Here is a 20,489-nt window from a genome sequence, read left to right on the forward strand (position 1 = left end):
TCCTACAGCCAGAAGACCACGCGCTTGCCGAACTTGGCCAGCAGCAGGAGGGCGATCAGGGCGAAGACGCCGGTAGTGCCGAGCGTCCACCACCAGTCCATGAGCAGCGGCGCCTTGCCCGTCAGGGGCGCGCGCAGCAGCTCGATCTGGTGGGCCAGCGGGTTGAAATCGGCCACCCAGCGTCGCTTCTCGCTCATCTGCTCGCGCAGCCAGAACACCGGGGTGATGTAGAAGATCATCTGGACCAGGAAGCCCATCATGTAGCCGATGTCGCGGAAGCGCGTCGACGGAATGGCGATGATGAAGCCCAGGAAGCAGACATTCAGCAGGATCAGGGCCACGCCCGGCAACAGCGTCCAGTGCGGCAGGGTGAACCGCCCCAGCACCAGCATCATCGCCCAGAAGGCCAGCATCTGGGTCACGAAGTTGGTGATCGCCTTCAAGCCGTGCAGGAAGACGTAGAAGCTGAGCGGCAGCCGCTGGCTCTGCATCAGGCCGGCGTTGAACAGGAAGATCGCCTGGGCGTCGGCGATGGTCACGCCGACCAGCGACCAGGCCAGCAGGCCCGCGACCACCTGCGGATAGCTCTTGGACAGGTCCACGCCCATCAGGCCGCCGACGATGAAGGCCAGGGCGAAGGCGACGACCAGCAGGTTACAAGCCATCCAGAAGGGGCCCAGGATCGACCGCTGGAAACGCGAGGTCGTCTGGTCCAGGCCGAGCCGCCACCACAGGGGCGCGAGACGGATGCCGTCTCCCACGTCCTTGAACGCCGCCTTCAGGGAACTCGGCATGAGGTCTTTCTCTTGGCGCCTTTCGGCGGTCAGCAAGGCGCCTCCATACAGAGCCAAGCCGTTCGAAACAAATGATTTGCAGCCGCCGGGGGCGTGGAACCGGGGATATGTTGCGTAAAAACTTTAGTCAGCGAGCGAACCATCTCGCGGAGGTCGATCGCCTCAAGCTTTTCCATCGGGAGCTTTACGCCAAATTCGCACATCTGGGTTGATCATGGCGTCGTCATTATCGTGTCACGAGTTCCATGGCCTCTTCGCCCCTGGCTTTCTCCGCCCCCTCCTCCGCATCGCCGAGCGCCGGCGACGTCGGCGCACGCCTGGAAGCCGCGCGCGGCGCGATCGAGGGCCGCTTCCTGGAGGTCGGCGACGTTCTGTCGACGGTGGTCGACGGCATGAACGCCTTGATCTCGGCTCTGGATCGCATGCGCGACGGGATCAGCGGCGGCGAGGTCGCGGCCGCCACCCGCCAGCTAGGCGAAGCGTCTTCCACCCTGAAATCCCTGCCCGACATGCTGCGCGAACGGCGCGGCCGCCTGGGTGAGCTGGTCAAGGTCGGCGACGCCCTGTCCGAGCGCATCGACGAGATGCGCCAGCACCTGGCCTACCTCCGGGTCTTCGGGGTCAACATCAAGATCACCTCGGGCGGCATCGTCGCCGCCGGGCCGGAGTTCGCGATCTTCGCCCAGGAGATCTGCGACTGCATCGAGCTGGGCCGTGGCCAGCTGGACACCTTCCGCACCGATCTCTCGGGCCTCGACACCGCCCTGCGCGGCGCGCTCAGCCAAGAGGACGCCCTGGGCCGCCGCTGCGAGGACCTGCTGCCGGCCGTGCCCGACGCCCTCAGCGGCCAGGCCGAGGCCATTGCCGCCCATCAGGCCCGGATCGCCGTGATCACTGAGCAGGTCGCCGGCCTGGCCCGCGAAGTCCGCAAGAAGATCGGCGCCGCCCTGGCCGCCCTGCAGATCGGCGACATCACTCGCCAGCGCATCGAACACGTACAGCTGGGCCTGCGCCTGCTGGCCTCACCGCAGGTCGCCGCCCTGCCGGCCCAGGCGCGCGATCGCCTGTCGGGCTTCATGAACCGCCTGCTGGCCGCCCAGCTGTCGGCGACCATCGAGGACTTCCACCGCGACGTCTCGCGGATCGGCGACAATGTCGGGGCCATCGCGCTCGACGCTGGCGAGATCCTGAAGCTGCGCGACCACGCCCAAGGCCGCTCGGCCGACGGTGACGCCAGCTTCCTGCGCGGCCTGGAGGCCAGCGTCGGCCAGGCCTTCGCCCTGGTGGACGATATCGACGCCGGGGAACGCCAGGCCGAACACGTCGGCCAGGCCGCCGCCCAGTCCGCTCAAGAGCTGTCGGCCCAGATCGCCGCCATCCAGAACATGCGCGCCGACGTGCAGATGATGGCCCTGAACACCACGCTGAAATGCTCGCGCATCGGCGAGACCGGCAAGCCGCTGGGCGTCATCGCCATCGAGCTGCGCCAGCACGCCACCCATCTGGAAACCTCGGCCGCCCGCACCCTGACGGCGCTGGAATCGCTCGCCGCTTCCGCCGAGGGCCAGGCCGCCCAAGCCCGCGGGGCCGGCGGCGCGGCCCAAGCCTCGGCCGCCCTCCGCGACGCCGTCGACCGCATCCGCACGACAGGCGACGCGGTCGAGGGCGACCTGGCCGACGCCGCCCGTCAAGGCGGCGAGGTCGTGGATATGCTGCGCCGCGCCGCCGCCCGCTTCGACTTCCAGCGCCAGATCGGCGTCTTCCTCGACCAGAGCGCCGACGCCCTGGCGCGCGAGGCGGGCCCCGAGGATGCGCGTCTGGACGACGTGATGACCGTGCTGTCGCCGATGCTGGCGGACATGGCCCGCGCCTACACCATGGCCCAAGAACGCGAGGTCCATGCCGCGCTGACGGCGGAGTTGGGTGAGGTGCTGGTCGAGACGGTGGTCAAGGCCGTCGAGGACGACGACGTCTTCTTCTGAGGTAACAAGCACCGCCTTCCTAGGCGCAAGGCCTCAGCGCGTCGCCGCGCGCATGATCTCGGCTGTCAGCGAACCCAGCGGCGCGACCCGGTCCACACAGCCGCGGGCGATGGCTTCCTTGGGCATGCCGAACACCACCGAGGTCGCCTCGTCCTGGGCGATGGTGAAGGCGCCGGCCTGTTTCATCTCTTCCAGACCGCGCGCGCCGTCGTCGCCCATGCCGGTCATGATCACGCCCACCGCGTTGGAGCCGGCCGAGCGCGCGGCCGAGCGGAACAGCACGTCCACAGACGGCCGGTGCCGGGTGACCAACGGCCCGTCCTTAACGGTGACATAGTAGCGGGCGCCGCTGCGCTCCAGGATCGTGTGCTTGTTGCCCGGCGCGATCAGCACCCGGCCACGCAGCACGGTGTCGCCGTCCTCGGCCTCCTTGACCGAGACCGCGCACAGGCTGTCCAGCCGCTTGGCGAACGAGGCGGTGAACTTCTCGGGCATGTGCTGGACGATGACGATGCCGGGCGAGTCCGGCCGCAGGCCCTCCAGCACGGTGCGCAAAGCCTCGGTGCCGCCAGTCGAGGCGCCGATGCAGACGATGGTTTCGGTCGTGCGCGCCATCGCGGACTTGACTGGCGGCGGCAGCATGGCGTCGGCGGTCAGCTTCTTCTCGGGCTCGTGGATCGGGCGGTTCACGGCGACCGGTGGGCGGCGCGCACCCGACACCCGGGCGCTGGCGGCGGCCTTCACGGCGTCGCAGATGCGGATCCGCGACTCCATCAGGTGCTCGGCCACGCCCATGCGGGGCTTGACCACGATGTCGACGGCGCCGGCCTCCAGGGCCTGCAGCAGGGTCTCCGAGCCGGCCTCGACCAGCGACGAGCACATGACCACCGGCACCGGATGTTGGGCCATAAGCTTGCGCAGGAAGGTGACGCCGTCCATGCGCGGCATCTCGACATCCAGGGTGATGACGTCGGGGATTTCCTCGCGGATCCGGCGGGCGGCCTGGAAAGGATCCGAAGCCACGCCGATCACCTCGATCTGTGGATCGGACTCCAGCACCGCCGCCAGCGTCTGGCGCACGGTCGCGGAGTCATCAACGATCAGTACACGGATCTTACGGGTCAAGATGGCGACCTCAAGACTTCTGGAACACCGTATTGGCGACCTGGCGCACGGGCAAATCGACGCCGGCGGCCGATTCCGAATGGCCCAGGAACAGATAGCCGCCCGGTCGCAGATGGTTGCAAAGACTCTGCAGCACCTTGGCCTGGGTCGGCTTGTCGAAATAGATCAGGATGTTGCGGCAGAACACAACGTCCATGTCGCGATCCACCGGATAGGTCGCATCCATCAGATTCAACCGCGCGAACGCCACCTTGCTGCGCAGGGCCGGCGCTATACGCACCTCGCGCGAGGCGGGATTGCGGGCGCTCATCACGTACCGCCGGCGCTGCTCCATCGACACCGGTTCAATCATCGCCTCGGGAAACCGGCCGGCCACGGCCTGGTCCAGAACCTCGGTGCAGATGTCGGTGGCCAGGATCGAATAGTCGAGGCTGCGCCGCCCTTCGCAGAAGTCGTCCAGCACCATGGCCAGGGTGTAGGGCTCGGCCCCGGTCGAGCAGGCCGCGCTCCACAGCTTGATGCGGTTGCGCCCCGTGCTGGCCAACTTCGGCAGCAGCGTCTCGCGCAGGACATCGAAGTGGACAGGCTCTCGGAAGAAGTCGGTCTTGTTGGTCGTCACCGCGTCGATCAGGTTGACGGCCTCGCCGTCCAGGCCGCCGTCCTCGAACAGGTAGCGGCAGTACTCGTTGACGTCGGAGAAGCCGTGGGCCCGCATGCGGCGGCGCAGGCGCCCCTCCAGCATGGTGCGCTTGGCGGCCGGCATCTTGATGCCGCTGTAGGCATGGATGAACTCGGACAGCCGGCCGAAGTTGCGGACGCTGAGCGGATCGCCCAGCGGCGACGAGGGCTGGGCGGCGAGAGCGGCTGACGACACGGAGAAGATCCCTTCTGGATCGAAGCCCGTCTTGATGGGGCTTAGGCGGCCAGTCCTTAGGCAGCCTGGGCGAGGAAGGCGGCGTCCTGGCTGGTCAGCAGCCGGGCCAGGTCGAAGATGACCACGAAGCTGCCAACCCCAGAAGACGAGTCGCGCCGCACGACGCCGCGGATATATTCCGAGCGCCAGGGCACGCCGATGTCGGGCGCATCCTCGATCTGCGCCTCGGCGAAGGCGGCCACCTCGATGACCCGATCGGCGACCAGGCCCAGCGACAGCGTGCGACCGTCGGCGGGCACGTCGACCACCAGGATCCGGGTGGCCGGACCGGGCTCGACCGCCGGCAGGCCCAGCTTGCGACGCAGGTCCAGGGTCGGGGTGCCGCGCCCGCGCACGTCCGTCAGCCCCAGCAGATAGGCGGGGCCCTCGGGGATGGCGAACGGCTCGGCGTAGTCGAGGATTTCCCGGACATAGGCCACCGGGACCGCGAACACCTCGGCCCCGAGGCCGAGGGTCACGAACTGGCCTTCAGCCTGGCTCAAGAGCCGTAGGCCTTGAAGTCGGCGTCGTCGGCGTCCGGGCCGCCGCTGGTCAGGTCCAGGGCGAAGCCAGCCGCGCGAGCTTGCTGAGCGGCGACACCGCCCGAGCGAGCGGCCGGCTTGGCCGGGGCCTTGCGGGCCGGCGTGCTGACCGAAGCCGAGGGACGCTTCGCGGCCGGACGGGCGGCCGGACGCGAGCGATGACCGCCATCGTCGGTGCGGAAGTAGGCGATCGAGGCCTGCAGCTCTTCGGCCTGAGCCGCCAGCTCTTCAGACGTCGCCGACATCTCTTCCGAGGCGCTGGCGTTCTGCTGGGTGACCTTGTCCAGTTGCTGGATGGCTTCGTTGATCTGCGAGGAGCCGATGTCCTGCTCGCGGCAGGCGGCGCTGATCTCGGCGACCAGTTCGGCGGTCTTGCGGATGTCCGGCACCAGGCTGGTCAGCATCTCGCCGGCCGACTGGGCGGCCTTGACGGTGTCGGTCGAGACCGCGCTGATCTCGGCGGCGGCCGTCTGGCTGCGTTCGGCCAGCTTGCGCACTTCCGAGGCGACCACGGCGAAGCCGCGGCCATGCTCGCCGGCCCGGGCGGCCTCGACGGCTGCGTTCAGGGCCAGCAGATCGGTCTGGCGCGCGATCTCCTGCACGATGGTGATCTTCTCGGCAATGGTCTGCATCGCGTCGACGGCCTTGGCCACGGCCTTGCCGGAGGTTTCCGCGTCGATCGCCGACTGGCGGGCGATCTTCTCGGTCTGGGTGGCGTTGTCGGCGTTCTGCTTGATGTTGGCGGCCATCTCTTCCATCGAGGCGGAGGCCTGTTCGGCGGCCGAGGCTTGCTCGGTGGCGCCCTGGCTCATCTGCTCGGCGGTGGCCGAGAGCTCCTGGCTGCCGGCCGAGACGTTCTCCGAGGCCGAGATGGCGTCGGCGACCACGCCGCGCAGGCGCTCGATCATGATGTTGACGTGACCCAGCAGGTCGCCGATCTCGTCGTTGGTGGTGATGGCCACCGACTTGGTCAGATCGCCCTCGGCGACGGTCTTCACCGCGTCTTGAGCGCGGTTCAGGCCCTTGCTGACGGTCAGCGAGATGTAGATGGCGGCGACGGCGGCGCCCAGCAGCGACACGACCGACAGGCCGATCAACAGGTTGCGGGTGGCGGCGTAGTCGGCGTCGCCCTTGGCGGTGGCGGCGTCCAGTTGGGCCTTCGACAGGTCCACCAGTTCCTGGGCGCGTTCACCCGCCTCGATGACGGACTTGCGGCCTTCGGTCATCGACAGCGCGCCCGCGCCGGCGGCGTTGCCCGCCCGCGTTAGGGCCAGCACCCGGCCGTGGACTTCCACCAGTTGATCGAAGGACGCGCCCAGGGCCTGCCACTTCGGCTTGCCTTCGGCTGTCGCCATGCCCTCGGCCTTGGCCAGCAGGGTCTCGAACGCCTGGCGTTCCTTCTGGACGGTGGCTTCAAACTTCTCGACCTCGGCCGGCGCGCCGACCAGGATCATGTTCTTCTCGGAGCGCACGACGTTCAGCAGGTGAATGTTCAGCTGCTGGGCCATTTCCAGGCGGGCGGCCGGCCCGTTGGCCATCTCGTTCATGGCCTTGTTGGTGTTGGAGAGGCTGCTGATGCCGAACGCGTTGCCGATCATCATCAGGACGATGACGACGCCGAACGCCAGGGCAAGCTGAAGCTTGATGGTCAGTCGCATGGGGAAACTCCGGCCGCTCAACGGTTCGGCGAAAGGGGTGTGACCGAGGCCGTGCGGCCGCGGGCGGTGAAGATCTGGTCGAGGTCGGGCAGGACGATTACGTCGCCGTCCCGCCGAACCAGGCGTCGGATGAAGTCGGTGCGCCAGCGAAGGCCGACCCGCGGCGCGTCCTCGGTGTCGTTGGCGGCGATGTCGGTGACCTCGTGAACCTTGTCGGCGCGCAGACCGATCAGGGCCGCCTCGCCGTCCAGCGGATGCTCGATGACCACGATGCGGCTGTCGATGCCCGGCGCCGACGGCTCCATGTCGAAGGCCAGGTGCAGGTCGACCAGCGGGATCACGCGGCCGCGAAAGTTGATGACCGCCGCCACGAACGGCGGCGCGCCAGGCACAGCGGTCTCCGGCAGCAGGTCCAGGACCTCGCGCACGAGACCGGCCTCCAGCGCGAAGGTCTCGCCTTGCAGATCAAACGTCAGGGCCTGAATGGTTTGGGCTTGGATAGTGCTCATGATGCTCCCCCTCACCCGGCCGCGCGCAGCAGCGCGTCCTGGCGTTGGCCCAGGCCGACCAAGCTGGCGATATCGAGGATCAGGGCCACGCCGCCATCGCCCAGGATCGTCGCGCCCGAGAAGGCCCCGACATCGGCATGGAAGCTGGACAGCGGCTTGATGACCGTCTGGTGGTCGCCCAGGATCTGGTCGACGACGAGGCCGACACGCTCGTGACCGGTCGAGACCACGACGATCTTCTGGTGCGGATCGGGGGTCGTGCCGGTGGCGAATTCCTCGCGCAGCCGGATGAACGGCACCAACTCGTCGCGCAGGGTGATCAGGTTGCGGCCTGTCGAGCGCAGGTCCTGGGCCGTCGTCAGCTCGACGCATTCCTCGACCGACGACAGCGGCAGCACGTAGCGGCCGGCCCCGACCCGGACCAGCAGACCGTCGATGATGGCCAGGGTCAGCGGGATGCGCAGCGAGATCACCGAACCCGCGCCAGGCGTGCTGGCGATGTCCAGCGAGCCGCGCAGGCCCTCGATGGTCTTCTTGACGACATCCATGCCGACGCCGCGACCCGACAGGTTGGTGATCGCCGCCGCGGTCGAGAAGCCGGGCGCGAAGATCAGTTGCAGCAGCTCGCTGTCGGTCAGGTCTTGGCCCGGAGCGATCAGGCCGTTCTCCTCAGCCTTGGCGCGCACACGGTCGCGATCCACGCCGCGGCCGTCGTCGGTGATGGTGATCACGACCTCGGCGCCCGACTGACGCGCGGCTAGGTGGATGCGGCCGGCCTCGCTCTTGCCGGCGGCGACGCGCTGCTCGGGCGCCTCCAGGCCATGGTCGGCGGCGTTGCGGATCAGATGAATCAGCGGATCGGCCAGGCGCTCGATCACCGTCTTGTCCAGCTCGGTGCTCTCGCCCTCGGTCGTCATCTCGATGCGCTTGCCGGTGTCGCGCTCCAGGTCGTGGACCAGACGGCGGAAGCGACCGAACAGTTGCTGGATCGGCACCATGCGCACGACCATCATGGTGTCGCGCATCTCCGACGCCAGGCGTTCGATCTCCTCGGCCACGGCGCGCAGGGCCATGTCGGTGCTGGCGCCGGCCAATTGCTTCAGGCGCGACTGGGCGATCACCAGTTCGCCGACGCGGTCCATCATGCTGTCCAGGCGCTCGGCCGGGACGCGCACGGTGTCGCCGCTCTTGGCGCGGGTCTCGTTCGCGGGCTCGGGGGCGGCCTCGACAGCCGGGACGTCGATCACGGTTTCGACCGCGGCCTCGGCGACCGCGGTCAGGTCCTCGACCTCCAGAGTCATCTCGTCGATGACGAAGATGAAGACGTCGTCGATGGCGTCGCGGCCGTGCTTGGTGGTCAGCAGGACTTCCCAGGCCAGGTGGCACTCGGTCGGGACGAGCTCGGCCAGCGAGGGCACGGTGTCAGTAATTGCACGCACCCGGGCCTCGCCCAAGTCGCGCAGTTCGTCCAGCAACGGCAGCGGCCGCGCGCCATTGACCAGAGCGTCGGCCGGCAGGCTGAAGCGGATCTTGAAGGTGTTGAGCGCTGGCTCAGCCGCGACGACGGGAGCCGGCGCGCCGTCGACGGCGGCCTGCAGGTCGGCCAGCAGGGCCTCGCCCGCACCGGCGGCGACGGGACGCCCCTCGGCCAGAGCGCGCATGTGGTCCTGAGCGGCCAGCACGGCGGCGACCAGGGCTGGGGAGGCCGGAACCTCGCCCTTGCGCACGCGGTCGAAGGCGGTCTCGCAGTGATGGGTGAAGGCGGCCAGGGCGTCGAAGCCGAACATGGCGCCCGAGCCCTTCAGGGTGTGCAGGCCGCGAAAGACGGCGTCGACCAGGGTCCGATCCCCCGGACGCCGCGCCAGGTCCAGCAGGCCCTGCTCGACCTGCTCCAGCAGATCCTGGGCCTCCTGGCGGAACGTCTCGACGGGATCGAGGCCGCTCATTTGGCGAGGACTTTCGCGACGACCCGCACCAGCTGGTCGGGCTCGAACGGCTTTGTCAGCCAGCCGGTAGCGCCCGCGGCCTTGGCCTGGGCTTTCACGTCAGCGTCGGATTCGGTGGTCAGGAACAGGATCGGCACGCCGGCGCCGGCCGGGCGCTGACGCAGGGCGCGGATCATGTCCAAGCCGTCCATGACCGGCATGTTCAGGTCGGTGATGATCAGGTCGAAGCCGCCGGCCGAGGCCTTGTCCAGGCCCTCGGCGCCGTTGGCCGCTTCGATGACGGCGTAGCCTTCACCGCTCAGGGCGATCTTGATGGCGGCGCGGATGCTGGCCGAGTCGTCGACGGTGAGGATCGCGGTCATTGTACGCTGGTCCCTTGAAGCCAGAAATCCGAGCGTTCCTGATCCTCGGGATCCAGGAAGCCGCCCCTTTGCAGAACTTGCAGCAGCGCGCCCTGCGCCGGCGTCCGCAGCCGGATCGTCCGGCCACGCTCCGCCGCCGCGCGACGCGCCGACTCGATGAGTTGTACGAAAGTCAGATCCACCTCGGATAACGACGATACGTCGATCGCCACATCCTCATTGTGGGCAATAGTAGAAGCTATGATTTCATAGGTAACGGCGATATTCGATATAGTCGCGTTCTCAAGCACGAGAACTTCGCTATCGAGGATCGAACTCACGACTAATCTCCCCCACAGAACATGAGTTTTAAAATCTAAACCTCGTGTTCTTGCGCATAAGGCTGAGGGATCGTCCTTAAATTTGGGTAAAAATGGCAACCCAAGGGGATGCGACATTCTGTCCACCACCGGGAAGGTTGTTGCAGCCAAGATAGCGCGCCAAAGCCGACACCCGTTATCCGGGAAGGGATTGAACGGCCCAGCTCTCGACATCGCCATGAGACGAAAGGGCGCACCGGTACGCGGCTCACGAGAGCTGCGTAGATCACGATGCGCGCGATTGCGAAGCGCGGGAGAAGCCCGCTAGTCTCGGGCCAACCGAGATCGCCGAGAGACGCCATGACGACCGCAGAGCCGCTTCCTGGCGTCGAGATCTGGCGTGGTGGCGTGAACACCTGGGACTGCGACGAGATGGGGCACATGAACGTGCGCCACTACGTTGTCCGCGCCATGGAAGGGTTGATCGGCATGGCCGCGGAGCTGGGCCTGCCCAACGCCTTCTCGCCGCACGCCAACGCCACCCTGCTGGTCCGCGAGCACCACATCCGCTTTCTGCGCGAGGCCCACGCCGGCGCGCCGCTGCACATGCTGGGCGGGGTGATCGCGATTGGCGAGAGCGACGCGCGCATCCTTCAGCTGCTGGTCCACTCCAACACCGGCGAGCTGGCCGCCACCTTCCAGACCACGGTGGTCCACGCCACCCCGCGCGAAGGTCAGGTGTTTCCGTGGTCGCAGGCCGTGCGCGACCGCGCCGAAACCCTGAAGGTCATTATTCCGGACAACGCGCAGGCCCGCGGCCTGACGCTCTCGACGTTCGAACCCACCGCCAGCATGGCGCGCGCCGAAGACATGAATCTCAGCCGCATCGGCCTGGGCGGCCTCCTGCCATCCGATTGCGACGTATACGGACGAATGCGCGCAGAGCAGTTCATCGGTCGGGTCTCGGACGGCATCGGCGCCTTCATTCACCCGTTCCGCGACGTGGTGGTCGAGCATGCCGACCACAAGCCCCAGCGCATGGGCGGAGCCGTGCTGGAATACCGGATCGCCTATCTGGCGTGGCCCTGCGCCGGTGATCGCGTCGACATCCGCTCAGGCTTGCTGGCGACCGACGCCCGCACCATGCGCGTGGTCCACTGGATGCTGGACCCCGCGACCGGCCAGCCCTGGGGCACGTCGGAAGCGGTGGCGATCACCTTCGACCTCGACGCGCGCAAGGTCGTGCCGGTCAGCGACGCGGCGCGGACGGCCTTGGCGAAGTACGAGGTTGAGGGGTTGGCGCTCTAGCCTGTCGCCATGTCGAACAGCGCGTCGCGGACCACGTCCGGACGCTCCATCGGCAGGAAGTGGGTCGTGCCCTCGATCGTCTCGATCTTCACGTCCCGACCCCGTCGCGCGAAGCTGTCGCCGGTCCGGCAGGTGGAGTGTTTCTCGGCCTTCAGGATCCGCACCGGCGCCTTGACCTGACGCACCGCGCGCCACGGATCATGAGCCTGGGCGGCGTAGTTCGAGGCTTCCCAGGCCGGCGCGCAGGCCAGCTCGACCTTGCCGCCCTTCTGCTCCACGAAGCCGCCGGCGACATAGTCGGCCAGCATGGTCTCAGGCCAGGTCTTGAAGGCCCCACGGCCCTTGTAGCCGGCGAAGGCGGCCTCTCGGCTGTCGAACACCGCCCGGCGACGCAGAGCCGACTGCACCAGGGGCATCCGCTTCCACAGATGGCCGGAAGTCCACGGCGCCTTGGCGTAGAGGGTGGCCAGCCACGGCATGATCACCGGATCCAGCAGGACCAGACCCTTGACCCGCTCGGGCCGCGCCGCCGCGGCCAGCAGGCTGACCGTGCCGCCCATCGAGTGACCGGCCAGCACCGCCGGCGGGCCGTCCAGGGCGTCCAGCAAATTGGTCAGGTCATCGCGCAGGTCGCGCCACGAGCGGCGACCGTCCGGCTGGGCCGGCAGGGTGGTGCCGCCATGGCCGCGCTGGTCGATGGCCAGGATGCGCAGGCCCGCCGCCAGCGGCGACAGCAGCACGCGGTAGGTCTGGGCGTTGAAGCCGTTGGCATGGACGAAAACGATATCGATCGGCCGGTCCTGCGGCCCGAACTCCAGGCCCGCGATCTCGCCGCCAGGAACGGCCACGGCGCGCTTGCGGGGTTCGCGAAAGACGGCCGCGTCCATGGCTTGAGGCTCCCTGGAGATCATCGGGCGTTAAGGTAGGCTCGCGCGGACGCCGCGTCCATGGAGCTCAAGGAAATGAATAGGCTGGCCACGATCGGCTACGAGACCGACACCCAAGGCGGCATGATCGGCCGGCTGAAGGCCGCCGACGTGCAGATGGTGGTGGATGTCCGCGCGGTGGCGTCCTCGCGCAAGGCCGGTTTTTCCAAGACCCTGCTGGGAAACAGCCTGAAGGCCGAGGGCATCGACTATGCGCACCTGCGGCCGCTGGGCACGCCCAAGGCCGGCCGCGACGCCGCCCGGGCGGGGCGGGTCGACGAGATGCGCGAAATCTTCAACGCGCATCTCGAAGAACCCGAGGCCCAGCTGGCCTTGGCGCAGGCCATCGATCTGGCAAAGGGCAGGCGCATCGCCCTCCTCTGCTACGAGGACGACGCCAATTGCTGCCACCGCCAGATCGTCGCCGATCGCATCCGCGAGCGGCTGAAGTGCGAGGTGGTGGACCTCTAGGCCGCTAGGCCTGAGTGACCTGCCACTCGCCGCGATTGTCCTTGCAGGCGCTGTAGCGCTGGCTGGTGGCGCGCTGGCCGCCGCCGGCGACCGAGGCGTCGATTACCCGGCAGCTGGCGACCTGTTGGCCGTAGGGGCGCACCAGCGAGGCGGCGGCGTAGCCGATCGCCTGACCGCCGCGACCGACCAGCACCCAGCCGCCGGCCGGGGCCAGGCCGATCGCGTCGAAGCTTTCGCCCGAAGCCAGCTTGCCGACGACGGCCGCCTTGGTCGACGGACCCGCGCGCAGGTTGGTCGTCGAGCCCGCGACATAGGCGCCGCCGGCCGCTTCGTAGCTGGGCAGGCTCTGGACGCCGCGCGCGTAGTTGACGCTGCGGCCGTCGATCGGCGGGCCATAGCTGGACGACAGCACGCTGATACGGCCCGAATTGCCGGTGCGGCTGTTGGACCAGGTCTGAGCCTCACCGGTTTCCAGGGCCTTCTTGGTCGCCTGCTCGGCCAGGTTGGCGTCGGTCGACTGCATGCGGCAGCCGATATAGCCGCCCGCCGCCGCGCCGGCGGCTGCGCCGACCAGGGTGCCAAGCGTCTTGTTCTTGCCGCCGACCTTGTTGCCGAGCAGGGCGCCGGCGGCTGCGCCGATCAGGGCTCCGCCTTCCTGCTTGCCGCCAGAGCCCTCGCAGGCGAACAGGCCGCCCAGGCCGCGCGACTGCGCCAGGCTCGGCGCCGGCGCGGCGGCCAGGGTCGTGGCGGTGACGGCGGCGATCGCAAGCGCCGCAGAGATCTTGCTGGTCATGTCTTCACCCTCTTCCGTCGGGTCAGTGTTGTGGTCTTACGCCGCCCATCGGATAGTTCTCCCTTAAAAACAAGGGAGCCTCGGGATGAGCCAGTCGGACTATAGCTGTTTCAAGGTCGAGATCGACGCCGGGGTGGCGCACATCCAGTTGAAGCGGCCCGAAGCCATGAACACTATGACACGGCCGTTCTGGAACGAGCTTCCCGCAATTGTGAAACATATTGACGACAACGCCCTGGCGCGCTGCATCGTCATCTCCTCGACCGGCAAGCACTTCAGCGCTGGCATGGACCTGTCGGTCTTTACCGACGATGAGGGCGTCACCGCCCGCGCCGACGCCGACCGCTGGGTGGCCGCCGAGAGCTTCCGCCGCTTCGTCCATCACCTCCAGGACACCTTCACCTGCCTGGACAGGGCGCGGATGCCGGTGATCGTCGCCATCCATGGCGGCTGCATCGGCGGGGCGGTCGACTTCATCAGCGCCTGCGACATCCGCTACGCCAGCGCCGATGCCTTCTTCACGATCCAGGAAATCCATCTGGGCATGACCGCCGACGTCGGCACCTTCCCGCGCCTGTGCAAGCTGATCCCCGAGGGCTGGGTGCGCGAGCTGGCCTATACCGGTCGCCGCCTGCCGGCCGCACGGGCCCGCGAGATTGGCCTGGTCAACGAGGTGTTCGACAGCCACGAGGCCGTGGTCGAGCACGCCCTGGCCACCGCCCGCGAGATCGCCGAGAAGTCGCCGCTGGCCGTGGCGGGCAGCAAGGTGATGATCAACTACGCCCGCGATCATACGATCACCGACAGCCTGGACTATATCGCCACCTGGCAGACGGGGATGTTCTCAGGCCCGCACATGGCGGAGTCGTTCAAGGCCAAGGCCGAGAAGCGCGCCGCCGAATATCCCGACCTGCTGCCGCTGAAGACCAAGATGTAGACTTGGACTCCGATCTCCCCGGCCTTCGCCGGGGAGACGGATTACGGTCAGGCCGCCTCGTAGCCCAGTCGGGCCGGCAGGGGCAGCAGCACCGGCGGCGAGTCGGGCGTCACCAGACTGGCCACGGTCGCGGCCGAGCGCAGCTTCAGGGCGCGGTCCAGAAGGCGGGGCGGCCGGCGGATTTCCGGGGTCAGCAGCAGGCCGATGTCGCCTGCGTCTTCCGCCGTCCAGGCCGAGACCAGGAAGGCGAAGGTCAGGGCCAGGGCCGGCAGGGCGATCCAGATGAACGCCCCCGGCGCGAACACCAGGCCGACGATCACCAAAGCCAGGCCGAAGATCGCTTCGGTGCGGTGGGCGCGCAGGGCCTCGCCGATCGACAGTTTGTCCAGGTCGCGGCGCTGCGTGGCCCAGCCGCAGTCGCGCCCCGTGAGGATCTCGATCACCGAACGGGTCTGGGCGAACAGCACGATCGGCGCGATCAGGCTGGAGACCAGGGTCTCGAGACCGACGCCGACCAGGGCTCGGCCCGCGCCGCCGAACGACGAGGCCTGGCCGCTGCGCAGCACCAGCGCCCAGGCCATCAGCTTGGGGGCCAATAGCAAAGCCAGTGATGCGCCCAGCACCCAGCCCATCGGCGCCTCGGCCATCACCGAGGCCTCGTGCGCGGCGCTGCCGGCCAAGGTCGGGAAGGCCGCCAGCAGCAGGCCCACGGTCAGCAGACCCAGCCAGAGCGGCGCGGTCAGATAGGTCGAGAAGCCACGCAGCAGGTGAAAGCGGCTCAGCGGATGCAGGCCCTGCGCGGCGATGACGGCGATGTGTTGCAGGTTGCCCTGGCACCAGCGACGGTCGCGGACGATCTGGTCGATCAGGCTGGGCGGGCTCTCCTCGTAGCTGCCCGACAGCTCCGGCGCCAAGCGCACTTCCCAGCCGGCGCGACGCATAAGGGCGGCCTCGACGAAGTCGTGGCTCATGATCGCGCCGCCGAACGGCTTGGGACCGCGCAGATGCGGCAGGCCGGCCTGCTCAGCGAAGGCGCGCACGCGGATGATGGCGTTGTGGCCCCAGTAGCTGGACTCCGCCCCGCTCCACCATTCCAGGCCCCGTGCGAACATCGGGCCATAGAGGCGGCTGGCGAACTGCTCGAGGCGCGCAAACAGGGTGCGAGCGTTGACGATCACCGGCACGGTCTGGATCAGGCCCACGCCGGGCGCAGCCTCCATGGCCCCGGCCAGGCGGACCAGCGACTCGCCGGTCATCAGGCTGTCGGCGTCCAGCACCACCATGTGGTCGTAGGCGCTACCCCAGCGGCGGACCCACTCGGCGATGTTGCCGGCCTTGCGGTCGATATTGTCGACGCGGCGGCGATAGTAGAGACGGGCCACGCCGCCGAACCGGGCGCAAAGACGGTCATAGGCCTCGCGCTCTTCGACGGCGACGTCGGCGTCGCGGGTGTCGCTGAGCACGAAGACGTCGAAACGGTCCAGGGCCTGGACGGTCTGCAACGACTCCAGCATCGCCGTCAGGCGCGCGAAGACCGGAGCCGGCGCCTCGTTGTACACGGGCAGCAGAACGGCGTTGCGGCTCTCCACCATCGGCAGCGGACCGCCGTTTTCGCGGTGACGCCCCTCGCGCCACATGGCCACGAAGCCGGCGGCCGATGAAGCGCACGAAAACGCCGTCCAAGCGAACAGGCTCGCGAACAGCGGCAGGGCGATCATTTCCAGGATCATGAACCGGTCGGCCGCGAAGGCCATGGCCATGACCATGGTCGCGGCCAGGCTGGTCACGACCGTGAAGGCGATCAACGCCGCGCGCCGCCGTAAAAGGCGGTCGGCGATCGGCTTGGGATCCAGAACAGGACGAGGGGGCGCGGCCCCCAGCTCTTGGGTCGGCATGGCTATCGGCGATTCCATCGGAACCGCGTCGGCCGGCCAGGAAACGGTTCGCATCACAGAACGCCTAACTCACTCAAGCCCCCCGGCCCGACCTTTCCGCAATGCGGAGAAAGCCCGGCCGTAAGGTTTTGGATCGGGGTTTAGTTCCCGGTCGGGGCCGGAAAAACGAGCGCCGTCCAGGTTTCGCTCAGCGCGCGACCTTTCTGCCGCAGCACCACGCGGACATCGGCGGGTTCCGCGCCATCGGGCGCGACGTCGAAGGTCACCCGCCACAGCGTGTCGGTTTCCGCCTCGTGCTGAGCGGCGGGATAGTGCGACAGACCCTGGATCTTCCCGTTGCGGGCCGTGACGTCCGCCTCGATATCGATGGCCTTGCGCAGGGCTCCCAAACCCCCGCCGCGAAACTCGATGGCGATCCGGCGCCCCTCCGCGACGGCGGCTTGTCCCGGCTGGCCGGCTCGTCCCGTGCGAGTGGCGACCACGCGAGCCAGGTCCGGCGCCGGCGGCGCATCGTCGGCCCAGTGCAGGCGATAGCTCAGGTCGATGGCGCTGCCCGCCGTCACCGGCGCATCGGGAGTCCAGAAGGCCACGATGTTGTCGTCGGTCTCGCTGCGGGTCGGGATCTCGACCAGACGCACCGAGCCCTTGCCCCAGGCCCCGACCGGCTCGACCCACACACTGGGCCGGCGCTCGTAGCGCGCCTGGTCGTCGTGATAGTCGTCGAAGTCACGGTCGCGCTGAACGAGGCCGAAGCCCTTGGGATTCTCGTCGCTGAAGACGCTTGTCACCACGCGGGAGGGATTGGACAGCGGCCGCCAGATGCGCTCGCCAGCGCCCGTCCAGATCGCCAGGCCATCACTGTCGTGGATCTCGGGCCGCCAGTCCGGCGAAGCCTGGGCGCGATCCTCGCCGTACCAGAACATGCTGGTCAGCGGCGCCATGCCCATCTGGTCGAAGGCGCGGCGGAAGAAGACCGCGGCCTCGACGGTCTGGGTCAGGGCGAGGCCATCGCGTTCGTTGACGAAGCGATAGGCCCCGACGATACCGGCGCTCTCCATCAGGGCGTGAATGACCAGGCGTCCTTGCGAGTCCTTCTCCAACCAGACCTCGCGCCAGTCGGGAAACTCCTCGGGCTGGACGGCGTAGGTGTCGGCGGCGATGGCCCGGGCCGACAGGCCGTACTGGCCGAACGGGGCCGGCGAGCGGAAATAGGAGGCGCCGTGGAACACCAGCCACTCGCCGCGCTCGTCGCGGCTCATGGCCCGGAAGCCGGCGAAGCCCGCCGAGGGCGGCAGGTTGCGCAGCGGGCTGTCGGCCCGCATCGAGAACATGCTGGGGTCATAGCCCAGCGGCCGGGCGACGCCGTTCTCGACGAGGTGGATGGTCACCGTCTTGGGCACGCCGCGGCTCAAGGGGAACAGCTCGATCCCCCAGTCGTCGCCCCACAGCGGGATCTTCTCGCGGTAGAAGCCCACCGCCTGGGCCGCGTCATAGTCCATGGTCTGGACCTGCGGCGGCGGGGGCGGCGGCGCGACATAGGCCTTGGCCGCCAGCGCCTTGGCGCGCGCCTTGGCGCGCGCCTTGACGCTCTCGAACGAGAAGGCGCGGGCCTCACCCAGGGCCAGGCCCGGCGTGGCGGCCGCTCCGGCCATCAGCAGCAGGGCGGCTCGGCGATCAAGGGTCTTCAAGAATTCCTCGCAGGGCGTCGGCGATAGGGCGGCGCTGCTACAAGGCATTCATGGCGGAAATGGTTCAGCTACATTGCTGAAATCTATTCGTACGTAAACGACATCGGCGTGTCGGCGGCCGGCAGGCAGCTGCGATCCGCCGGCTTGGTCGGGTCCTGGAAGAAGGCCCGGATCATCTTGCGCGCGCAGGGGCTGCCGCGCGAAACGCCGTGGGTGGCGTTGGTGACGATGACCACCTGCGAGCCCTGATAGCCCTTGGCCGCGGCACGGGTCAGTTCCGGCGGACAGCCCGGATCGATCTCGGCGGCCAGGAACAGGGTCGGGATCGCGGTCTTGACCGGTTCCTGCTCGGCCTTGGAGATCGGGCCAACGTCGATGGCCTTGCAGACGTCGTGGATGCGTTGCATCGACACCACCATCAGACGGGCGACCGCATCGTTCTCCGTGCCCTTGGCCACGTCGGCCCGGGCCTCGAACGGGATCTCCTCCTTGCACAGGTGGGTCATGAACTGGCCCTCGCTGTAGTAGTCGCGGCTCTCGACGAACTCGGCCACCGGCGAGACGTCGCCCTCAATGATCTTCCAGAGATCGCGCGGCAGCACGCCGGCAGTGAAGTAGCTGGCGTCCATCAGGTAGCCGCCCAGGTCGTCGGCGACATAGGTCTTGCCGCCAATGGTCTGCGGCCCGGCCAGCCAGCGCTCGGCGACGGTCGCCAACCGGGCCTTCAGGTCGGGATAGCGCTTGGCGCAGTCGGCCACGACCGCGCACTTGGCCATGACGATGTCGATAGAGCTGGAGACCATGGCCGGACCGCCGACGGTCCAGTCGGCCTCAGGCGGCCAGGGCGAGTCCTGCACCACCGCCCGCACGCCCTGCGGCGCGTGGGTCTGGATCGCCGCCTCGATACGGGTGCCATACGAGCCGCCGAACAGGTCGATCAGCGGCAGTTTCAGCACCTTGCGCAGGTCCTGGACATCCTGGGCCACTTCCACGGCGTTGTAGCGCGACAGATTCACGCCTTGCTTCTGGAAGGTTTTGAGGCAGGAGACGATGCCGTCGGCGTCCTTCTGCGAGGGCGGACCGGCGTCGGTCAGGTTGGTCCCCGGACAGTCCAGGTTGGGCTTGGATTGCCCGCCGCCGCGCTGGTCGATGAAGATCCAGTCCTGATCGGCGGCGATGAACTCGCGCGAGGCCTTGCTGTTCAGCATGCGCGGCAGGTTACTCAAGGCCGAGCCGCCCGGCCCGCCGTGCAGATAGACCACCGGCGGCAGGCCTTTCGGTTCGGCGGCGCGGACAATGGCCACCGCCACACTGATCCGCCGGCTCTTGGGATCGCCGCGCGTCTCGTCGACGATCAGGTCGCCGCAGTCGACCTTCAGGCCGGTGTCCTTGTAGTCGGCGGCGCAGGCGGTCTTCTTGAACTGCGCAGGCGCGGCATGGGCGGCCCCGGCCAGCGCACAGACAGCTGCGGCGCCAGCGGCGATCCAAGCAAGACGGGACATCGGCGACTCCAAAATCTGGGTCGCCATCAACACGGACTTGCGGCCTCGCCGCAAGGACCTTTGCTAAAACCGGTACGCCGCCGAGACGAACACCGCCGGCTGGGTCGGATCGGCGACGATCGGGCTGTCCTTGGCGTCGCCCTGAAGGCTGCTGAGGCTGGCCGTCGCGCCCAGGGTGACGCGATCATTGAGACGGTACATCGCGCCCAGCGAGGCCGAGACGTCCTTGATCCCGCCACCAGCCGAATAGACCGGCAGGCCCGACGCCAAGGCCTGGGCCGGGGTGACACCGAAATAGCGGTCGTTGTACTGGCGGTCGGCCCAGGTCGCCGACAGTCCGGGCATCAGGGTCAGGCGCGGGGAGAGCCGGATCGGCCAGGCCAGGCCGGCGTCGATCAGGGCGCCGTCGACGCCGCCGGAGATCACCTTGGTCGCGCACAGGCTGGCCAGGACCATGCCGGTTCGGACCTCGGCCGACACCCGCGCGCCGGCGCCGTTCTTCAGCCGGCCGATACCCGTCGGCGCGTCGCGACGGCGATAGCCGGGGACGAAGGTCATCCCCGCCCCGACCGAGACCTTGTCGCCGTCCACCAACGACCAGCCCACGCCCCGGCGCGCATTGGCGTAGAAGCGGCCGCGCTTGATGTCGATCACCGGGAACGGCAGCGTCCGATACTTGTCGGAACCCTGGTAGGCCGGAGTATGGATCCCGGCCAGACCGACGACCGTGCGGTTACGGTCCTGGGCAACGGCCGTCTCGGCGGTTCCCGCGGCCAGCGCCACGATCCCGCAAGCCATCCGCCGGGCAGTGAAGAGCGCCAGTGTCATCGCCGTGGTCC

General features: G+C 68.4%; 19 protein-coding genes. 4 read left to right on the forward strand and 15 right to left on the reverse strand.

Annotated elements, in window-relative coordinates:
- Positions 1-2 precede the first annotated feature (2 nt).
- Entirely contained in the window at positions 3-794 is a 792-nt protein-coding gene (locus E1H18_RS15775) for an ABC transporter permease (protein WP_172270066.1), read from the reverse strand.
- 245 nt (positions 795-1,039) lie between these two features.
- On the opposite strand from E1H18_RS15775, the gene E1H18_RS15780 reads away from it, so the two are divergent.
- Positions 1,040-2,776: a hypothetical protein gene (locus E1H18_RS15780; protein WP_172270068.1), complete on the forward strand. Its 1,737-nt coding sequence runs from the start codon at positions 1,040-1,042 to the stop codon at positions 2,774-2,776.
- Positions 2,777-2,809: 33 nt separating this feature from the next.
- Here the strand turns inward: E1H18_RS15780 and E1H18_RS15785 are convergent, their stop codons facing one another.
- From E1H18_RS15785 to E1H18_RS15820, 8 genes are read right to left on the reverse strand one after another with little or no spacing between them, the layout of a single operon-like run.
- Complete coding sequence (locus E1H18_RS15785) at positions 2,810-3,901, reverse strand: chemotaxis response regulator protein-glutamate methylesterase (RefSeq protein WP_172270070.1); 1,092 nt, start codon at positions 3,899-3,901, stop codon at positions 2,810-2,812.
- 10 nt (positions 3,902-3,911) lie between these two features.
- Positions 3,912-4,775, reverse strand: coding sequence for a protein-glutamate O-methyltransferase CheR (locus tag E1H18_RS15790; RefSeq protein ID WP_370526530.1), 864 nt, complete (start codon positions 4,773-4,775; stop codon positions 3,912-3,914).
- Positions 4,776-4,831: 56 nt separating this feature from the next.
- Positions 4,832-5,317, reverse strand: a complete 486-nt coding sequence (locus tag E1H18_RS15795; RefSeq protein ID WP_172270072.1) for a chemotaxis protein CheW — start codon at positions 5,315-5,317, stop codon at positions 4,832-4,834.
- Entirely contained in the window at positions 5,314-7,014 is a 1,701-nt protein-coding gene (locus tag E1H18_RS15800; protein WP_172270074.1) for a methyl-accepting chemotaxis protein, read from the reverse strand. Before E1H18_RS15800 ends, E1H18_RS15795 begins: the two co-directional genes overlap by 4 nt.
- Positions 7,015-7,031: 17 nt before the next feature.
- Positions 7,032-7,523 carry a chemotaxis protein CheW gene (locus tag E1H18_RS15805; protein WP_172270076.1) on the reverse strand — a complete coding sequence of 164 codons (492 nt, stop codon included), beginning with the start codon at positions 7,521-7,523 and terminating at the stop codon, positions 7,032-7,034.
- An 11-nt stretch (positions 7,524-7,534) separates the two neighbouring features.
- Complete coding sequence (locus tag E1H18_RS15810) at positions 7,535-9,469, reverse strand: chemotaxis protein CheA (protein WP_172270078.1); 1,935 nt, start codon at positions 9,467-9,469, stop codon at positions 7,535-7,537.
- Positions 9,466-9,831 (reverse strand): response regulator, encoded by a 366-nt coding sequence (locus tag E1H18_RS15815; RefSeq protein WP_172270080.1) that lies wholly within the window; start codon positions 9,829-9,831, stop codon positions 9,466-9,468. Before E1H18_RS15815 ends, E1H18_RS15810 begins: the two co-directional genes overlap by 4 nt.
- Entirely contained in the window at positions 9,828-10,151 is a 324-nt protein-coding gene (locus E1H18_RS15820) for an STAS domain-containing protein (RefSeq protein ID WP_172270082.1), read from the reverse strand. Before E1H18_RS15820 ends, E1H18_RS15815 begins: the two co-directional genes overlap by 4 nt.
- Before the next feature lie 339 nt (positions 10,152-10,490).
- Between E1H18_RS15820 and E1H18_RS15825 the strand changes: the two genes are divergently transcribed.
- Entirely contained in the window at positions 10,491-11,438 is a 948-nt protein-coding gene (locus tag E1H18_RS15825) for a thioesterase family protein (protein ID WP_172270084.1), read from the forward strand.
- Here the strand turns inward: E1H18_RS15825 and E1H18_RS15830 are convergent.
- Entirely contained in the window at positions 11,435-12,325 is an 891-nt protein-coding gene (locus E1H18_RS15830; protein WP_172270086.1) for an alpha/beta fold hydrolase, read from the reverse strand. The genes E1H18_RS15825 and E1H18_RS15830 overlap by 4 nt on opposite strands.
- A 75-nt stretch (positions 12,326-12,400) precedes the next feature.
- On the opposite strand from E1H18_RS15830, the gene E1H18_RS15835 reads away from it, so the two are divergent.
- A complete protein-coding gene (locus E1H18_RS15835) occupies positions 12,401-12,835 on the forward strand; it encodes a DUF488 family protein (RefSeq protein WP_172270088.1) in 435 nt (144 codons plus the stop codon).
- Between the two features lie 4 nt (positions 12,836-12,839).
- Here E1H18_RS15835 and E1H18_RS15840 read toward each other — a convergent pair whose 3' ends face one another.
- Positions 12,840-13,628, reverse strand: coding sequence for an SH3 domain-containing protein (locus E1H18_RS15840; RefSeq protein WP_172270090.1), 789 nt, complete (start codon positions 13,626-13,628; stop codon positions 12,840-12,842).
- Positions 13,629-13,713: 85 nt separating this feature from the next.
- Between E1H18_RS15840 and E1H18_RS15845 the strand changes: the two genes are divergently transcribed.
- The gene (locus E1H18_RS15845; protein ID WP_172270092.1) at positions 13,714-14,565 is read left to right on the forward strand and encodes a crotonase/enoyl-CoA hydratase family protein; all 852 of its coding nucleotides are present in this window, start codon (positions 13,714-13,716) and stop codon (positions 14,563-14,565) included.
- A gap of 47 nt (positions 14,566-14,612) precedes the next feature.
- On the opposite strand, the gene mdoH is transcribed toward E1H18_RS15845, so the two are convergent.
- From mdoH to E1H18_RS15865, 4 genes are all read right to left on the reverse strand, one after another.
- Positions 14,613-16,514, reverse strand: coding sequence for a glucans biosynthesis glucosyltransferase MdoH (mdoH, locus tag E1H18_RS15850; protein ID WP_255500976.1), 1,902 nt, complete (start codon positions 16,512-16,514; stop codon positions 14,613-14,615).
- Between the two features lie 86 nt (positions 16,515-16,600).
- Positions 16,601-18,148, reverse strand: a complete 1,548-nt coding sequence (locus E1H18_RS15855; RefSeq protein WP_172270096.1) for a glucan biosynthesis protein — start codon at positions 18,146-18,148, stop codon at positions 16,601-16,603.
- Between the two features lie 83 nt (positions 18,149-18,231).
- Complete coding sequence (locus tag E1H18_RS15860; RefSeq protein ID WP_172270098.1) at positions 18,232-19,650, reverse strand: alpha/beta hydrolase; 1,419 nt, start codon at positions 19,648-19,650, stop codon at positions 18,232-18,234.
- A gap of 63 nt (positions 19,651-19,713) precedes the next feature.
- Positions 19,714-20,478 carry a MipA/OmpV family protein gene (locus tag E1H18_RS15865; protein ID WP_172270100.1) on the reverse strand — a complete coding sequence of 255 codons (765 nt, stop codon included), beginning with the start codon at positions 20,476-20,478 and terminating at the stop codon, positions 19,714-19,716.
- Between the last annotated feature and the right edge of the window lie 11 nt (positions 20,479-20,489).

The organism is Caulobacter sp. RHG1 (assembly GCF_013181195.1).
GTDB lineage: Bacteria > Pseudomonadota > Alphaproteobacteria > Caulobacterales > Caulobacteraceae > Caulobacter.

Excerpts from the sequence above, each read along its gene's own strand:
- E1H18_RS15775 (WP_172270066.1), bottom strand. The coding sequence starts at position 794 with ATGCCGAGTTCCCTGAAGGCGGCGTTCAAGGACGTGGGAGACGGCATC.
- E1H18_RS15780 (WP_172270068.1), top strand. The coding sequence starts at position 1,040 with ATGGCCTCTTCGCCCCTGGCTTTCTCCGCCCCCTCCTCCGCATCGCCG.
- E1H18_RS15800 (WP_172270074.1), bottom strand. The coding sequence starts at position 7,014 with ATGCGACTGACCATCAAGCTTCAGCTTGCCCTGGCGTTCGGCGTCGTC.
- E1H18_RS15805 (WP_172270076.1), bottom strand. The coding sequence starts at position 7,523 with ATGAGCACTATCCAAGCCCAAACCATTCAGGCCCTGACGTTTGATCTG.
- E1H18_RS15810 (WP_172270078.1), bottom strand. The coding sequence starts at position 9,469 with ATGAGCGGCCTCGATCCCGTCGAGACGTTCCGCCAGGAGGCCCAGGAT.
- E1H18_RS15815 (WP_172270080.1), bottom strand. The coding sequence starts at position 9,831 with ATGACCGCGATCCTCACCGTCGACGACTCGGCCAGCATCCGCGCCGCC.
- E1H18_RS15825 (WP_172270084.1), top strand. The coding sequence starts at position 10,491 with ATGACGACCGCAGAGCCGCTTCCTGGCGTCGAGATCTGGCGTGGTGGC.
- E1H18_RS15830 (WP_172270086.1), bottom strand. The coding sequence starts at position 12,325 with ATGGACGCGGCCGTCTTTCGCGAACCCCGCAAGCGCGCCGTGGCCGTT.
- E1H18_RS15835 (WP_172270088.1), top strand. The coding sequence starts at position 12,401 with ATGAATAGGCTGGCCACGATCGGCTACGAGACCGACACCCAAGGCGGC.
- E1H18_RS15840 (WP_172270090.1), bottom strand. The coding sequence starts at position 13,628 with ATGACCAGCAAGATCTCTGCGGCGCTTGCGATCGCCGCCGTCACCGCC.
- E1H18_RS15845 (WP_172270092.1), top strand. The coding sequence starts at position 13,714 with ATGAGCCAGTCGGACTATAGCTGTTTCAAGGTCGAGATCGACGCCGGG.
- mdoH (WP_255500976.1), bottom strand. The coding sequence starts at position 16,514 with ATGCGAACCGTTTCCTGGCCGGCCGACGCGGTTCCGATGGAATCGCCG.
- E1H18_RS15860 (WP_172270098.1), bottom strand. The coding sequence starts at position 19,650 with ATGTCCCGTCTTGCTTGGATCGCCGCTGGCGCCGCAGCTGTCTGTGCG.
- E1H18_RS15865 (WP_172270100.1), bottom strand. The coding sequence starts at position 20,478 with ATGACACTGGCGCTCTTCACTGCCCGGCGGATGGCTTGCGGGATCGTG.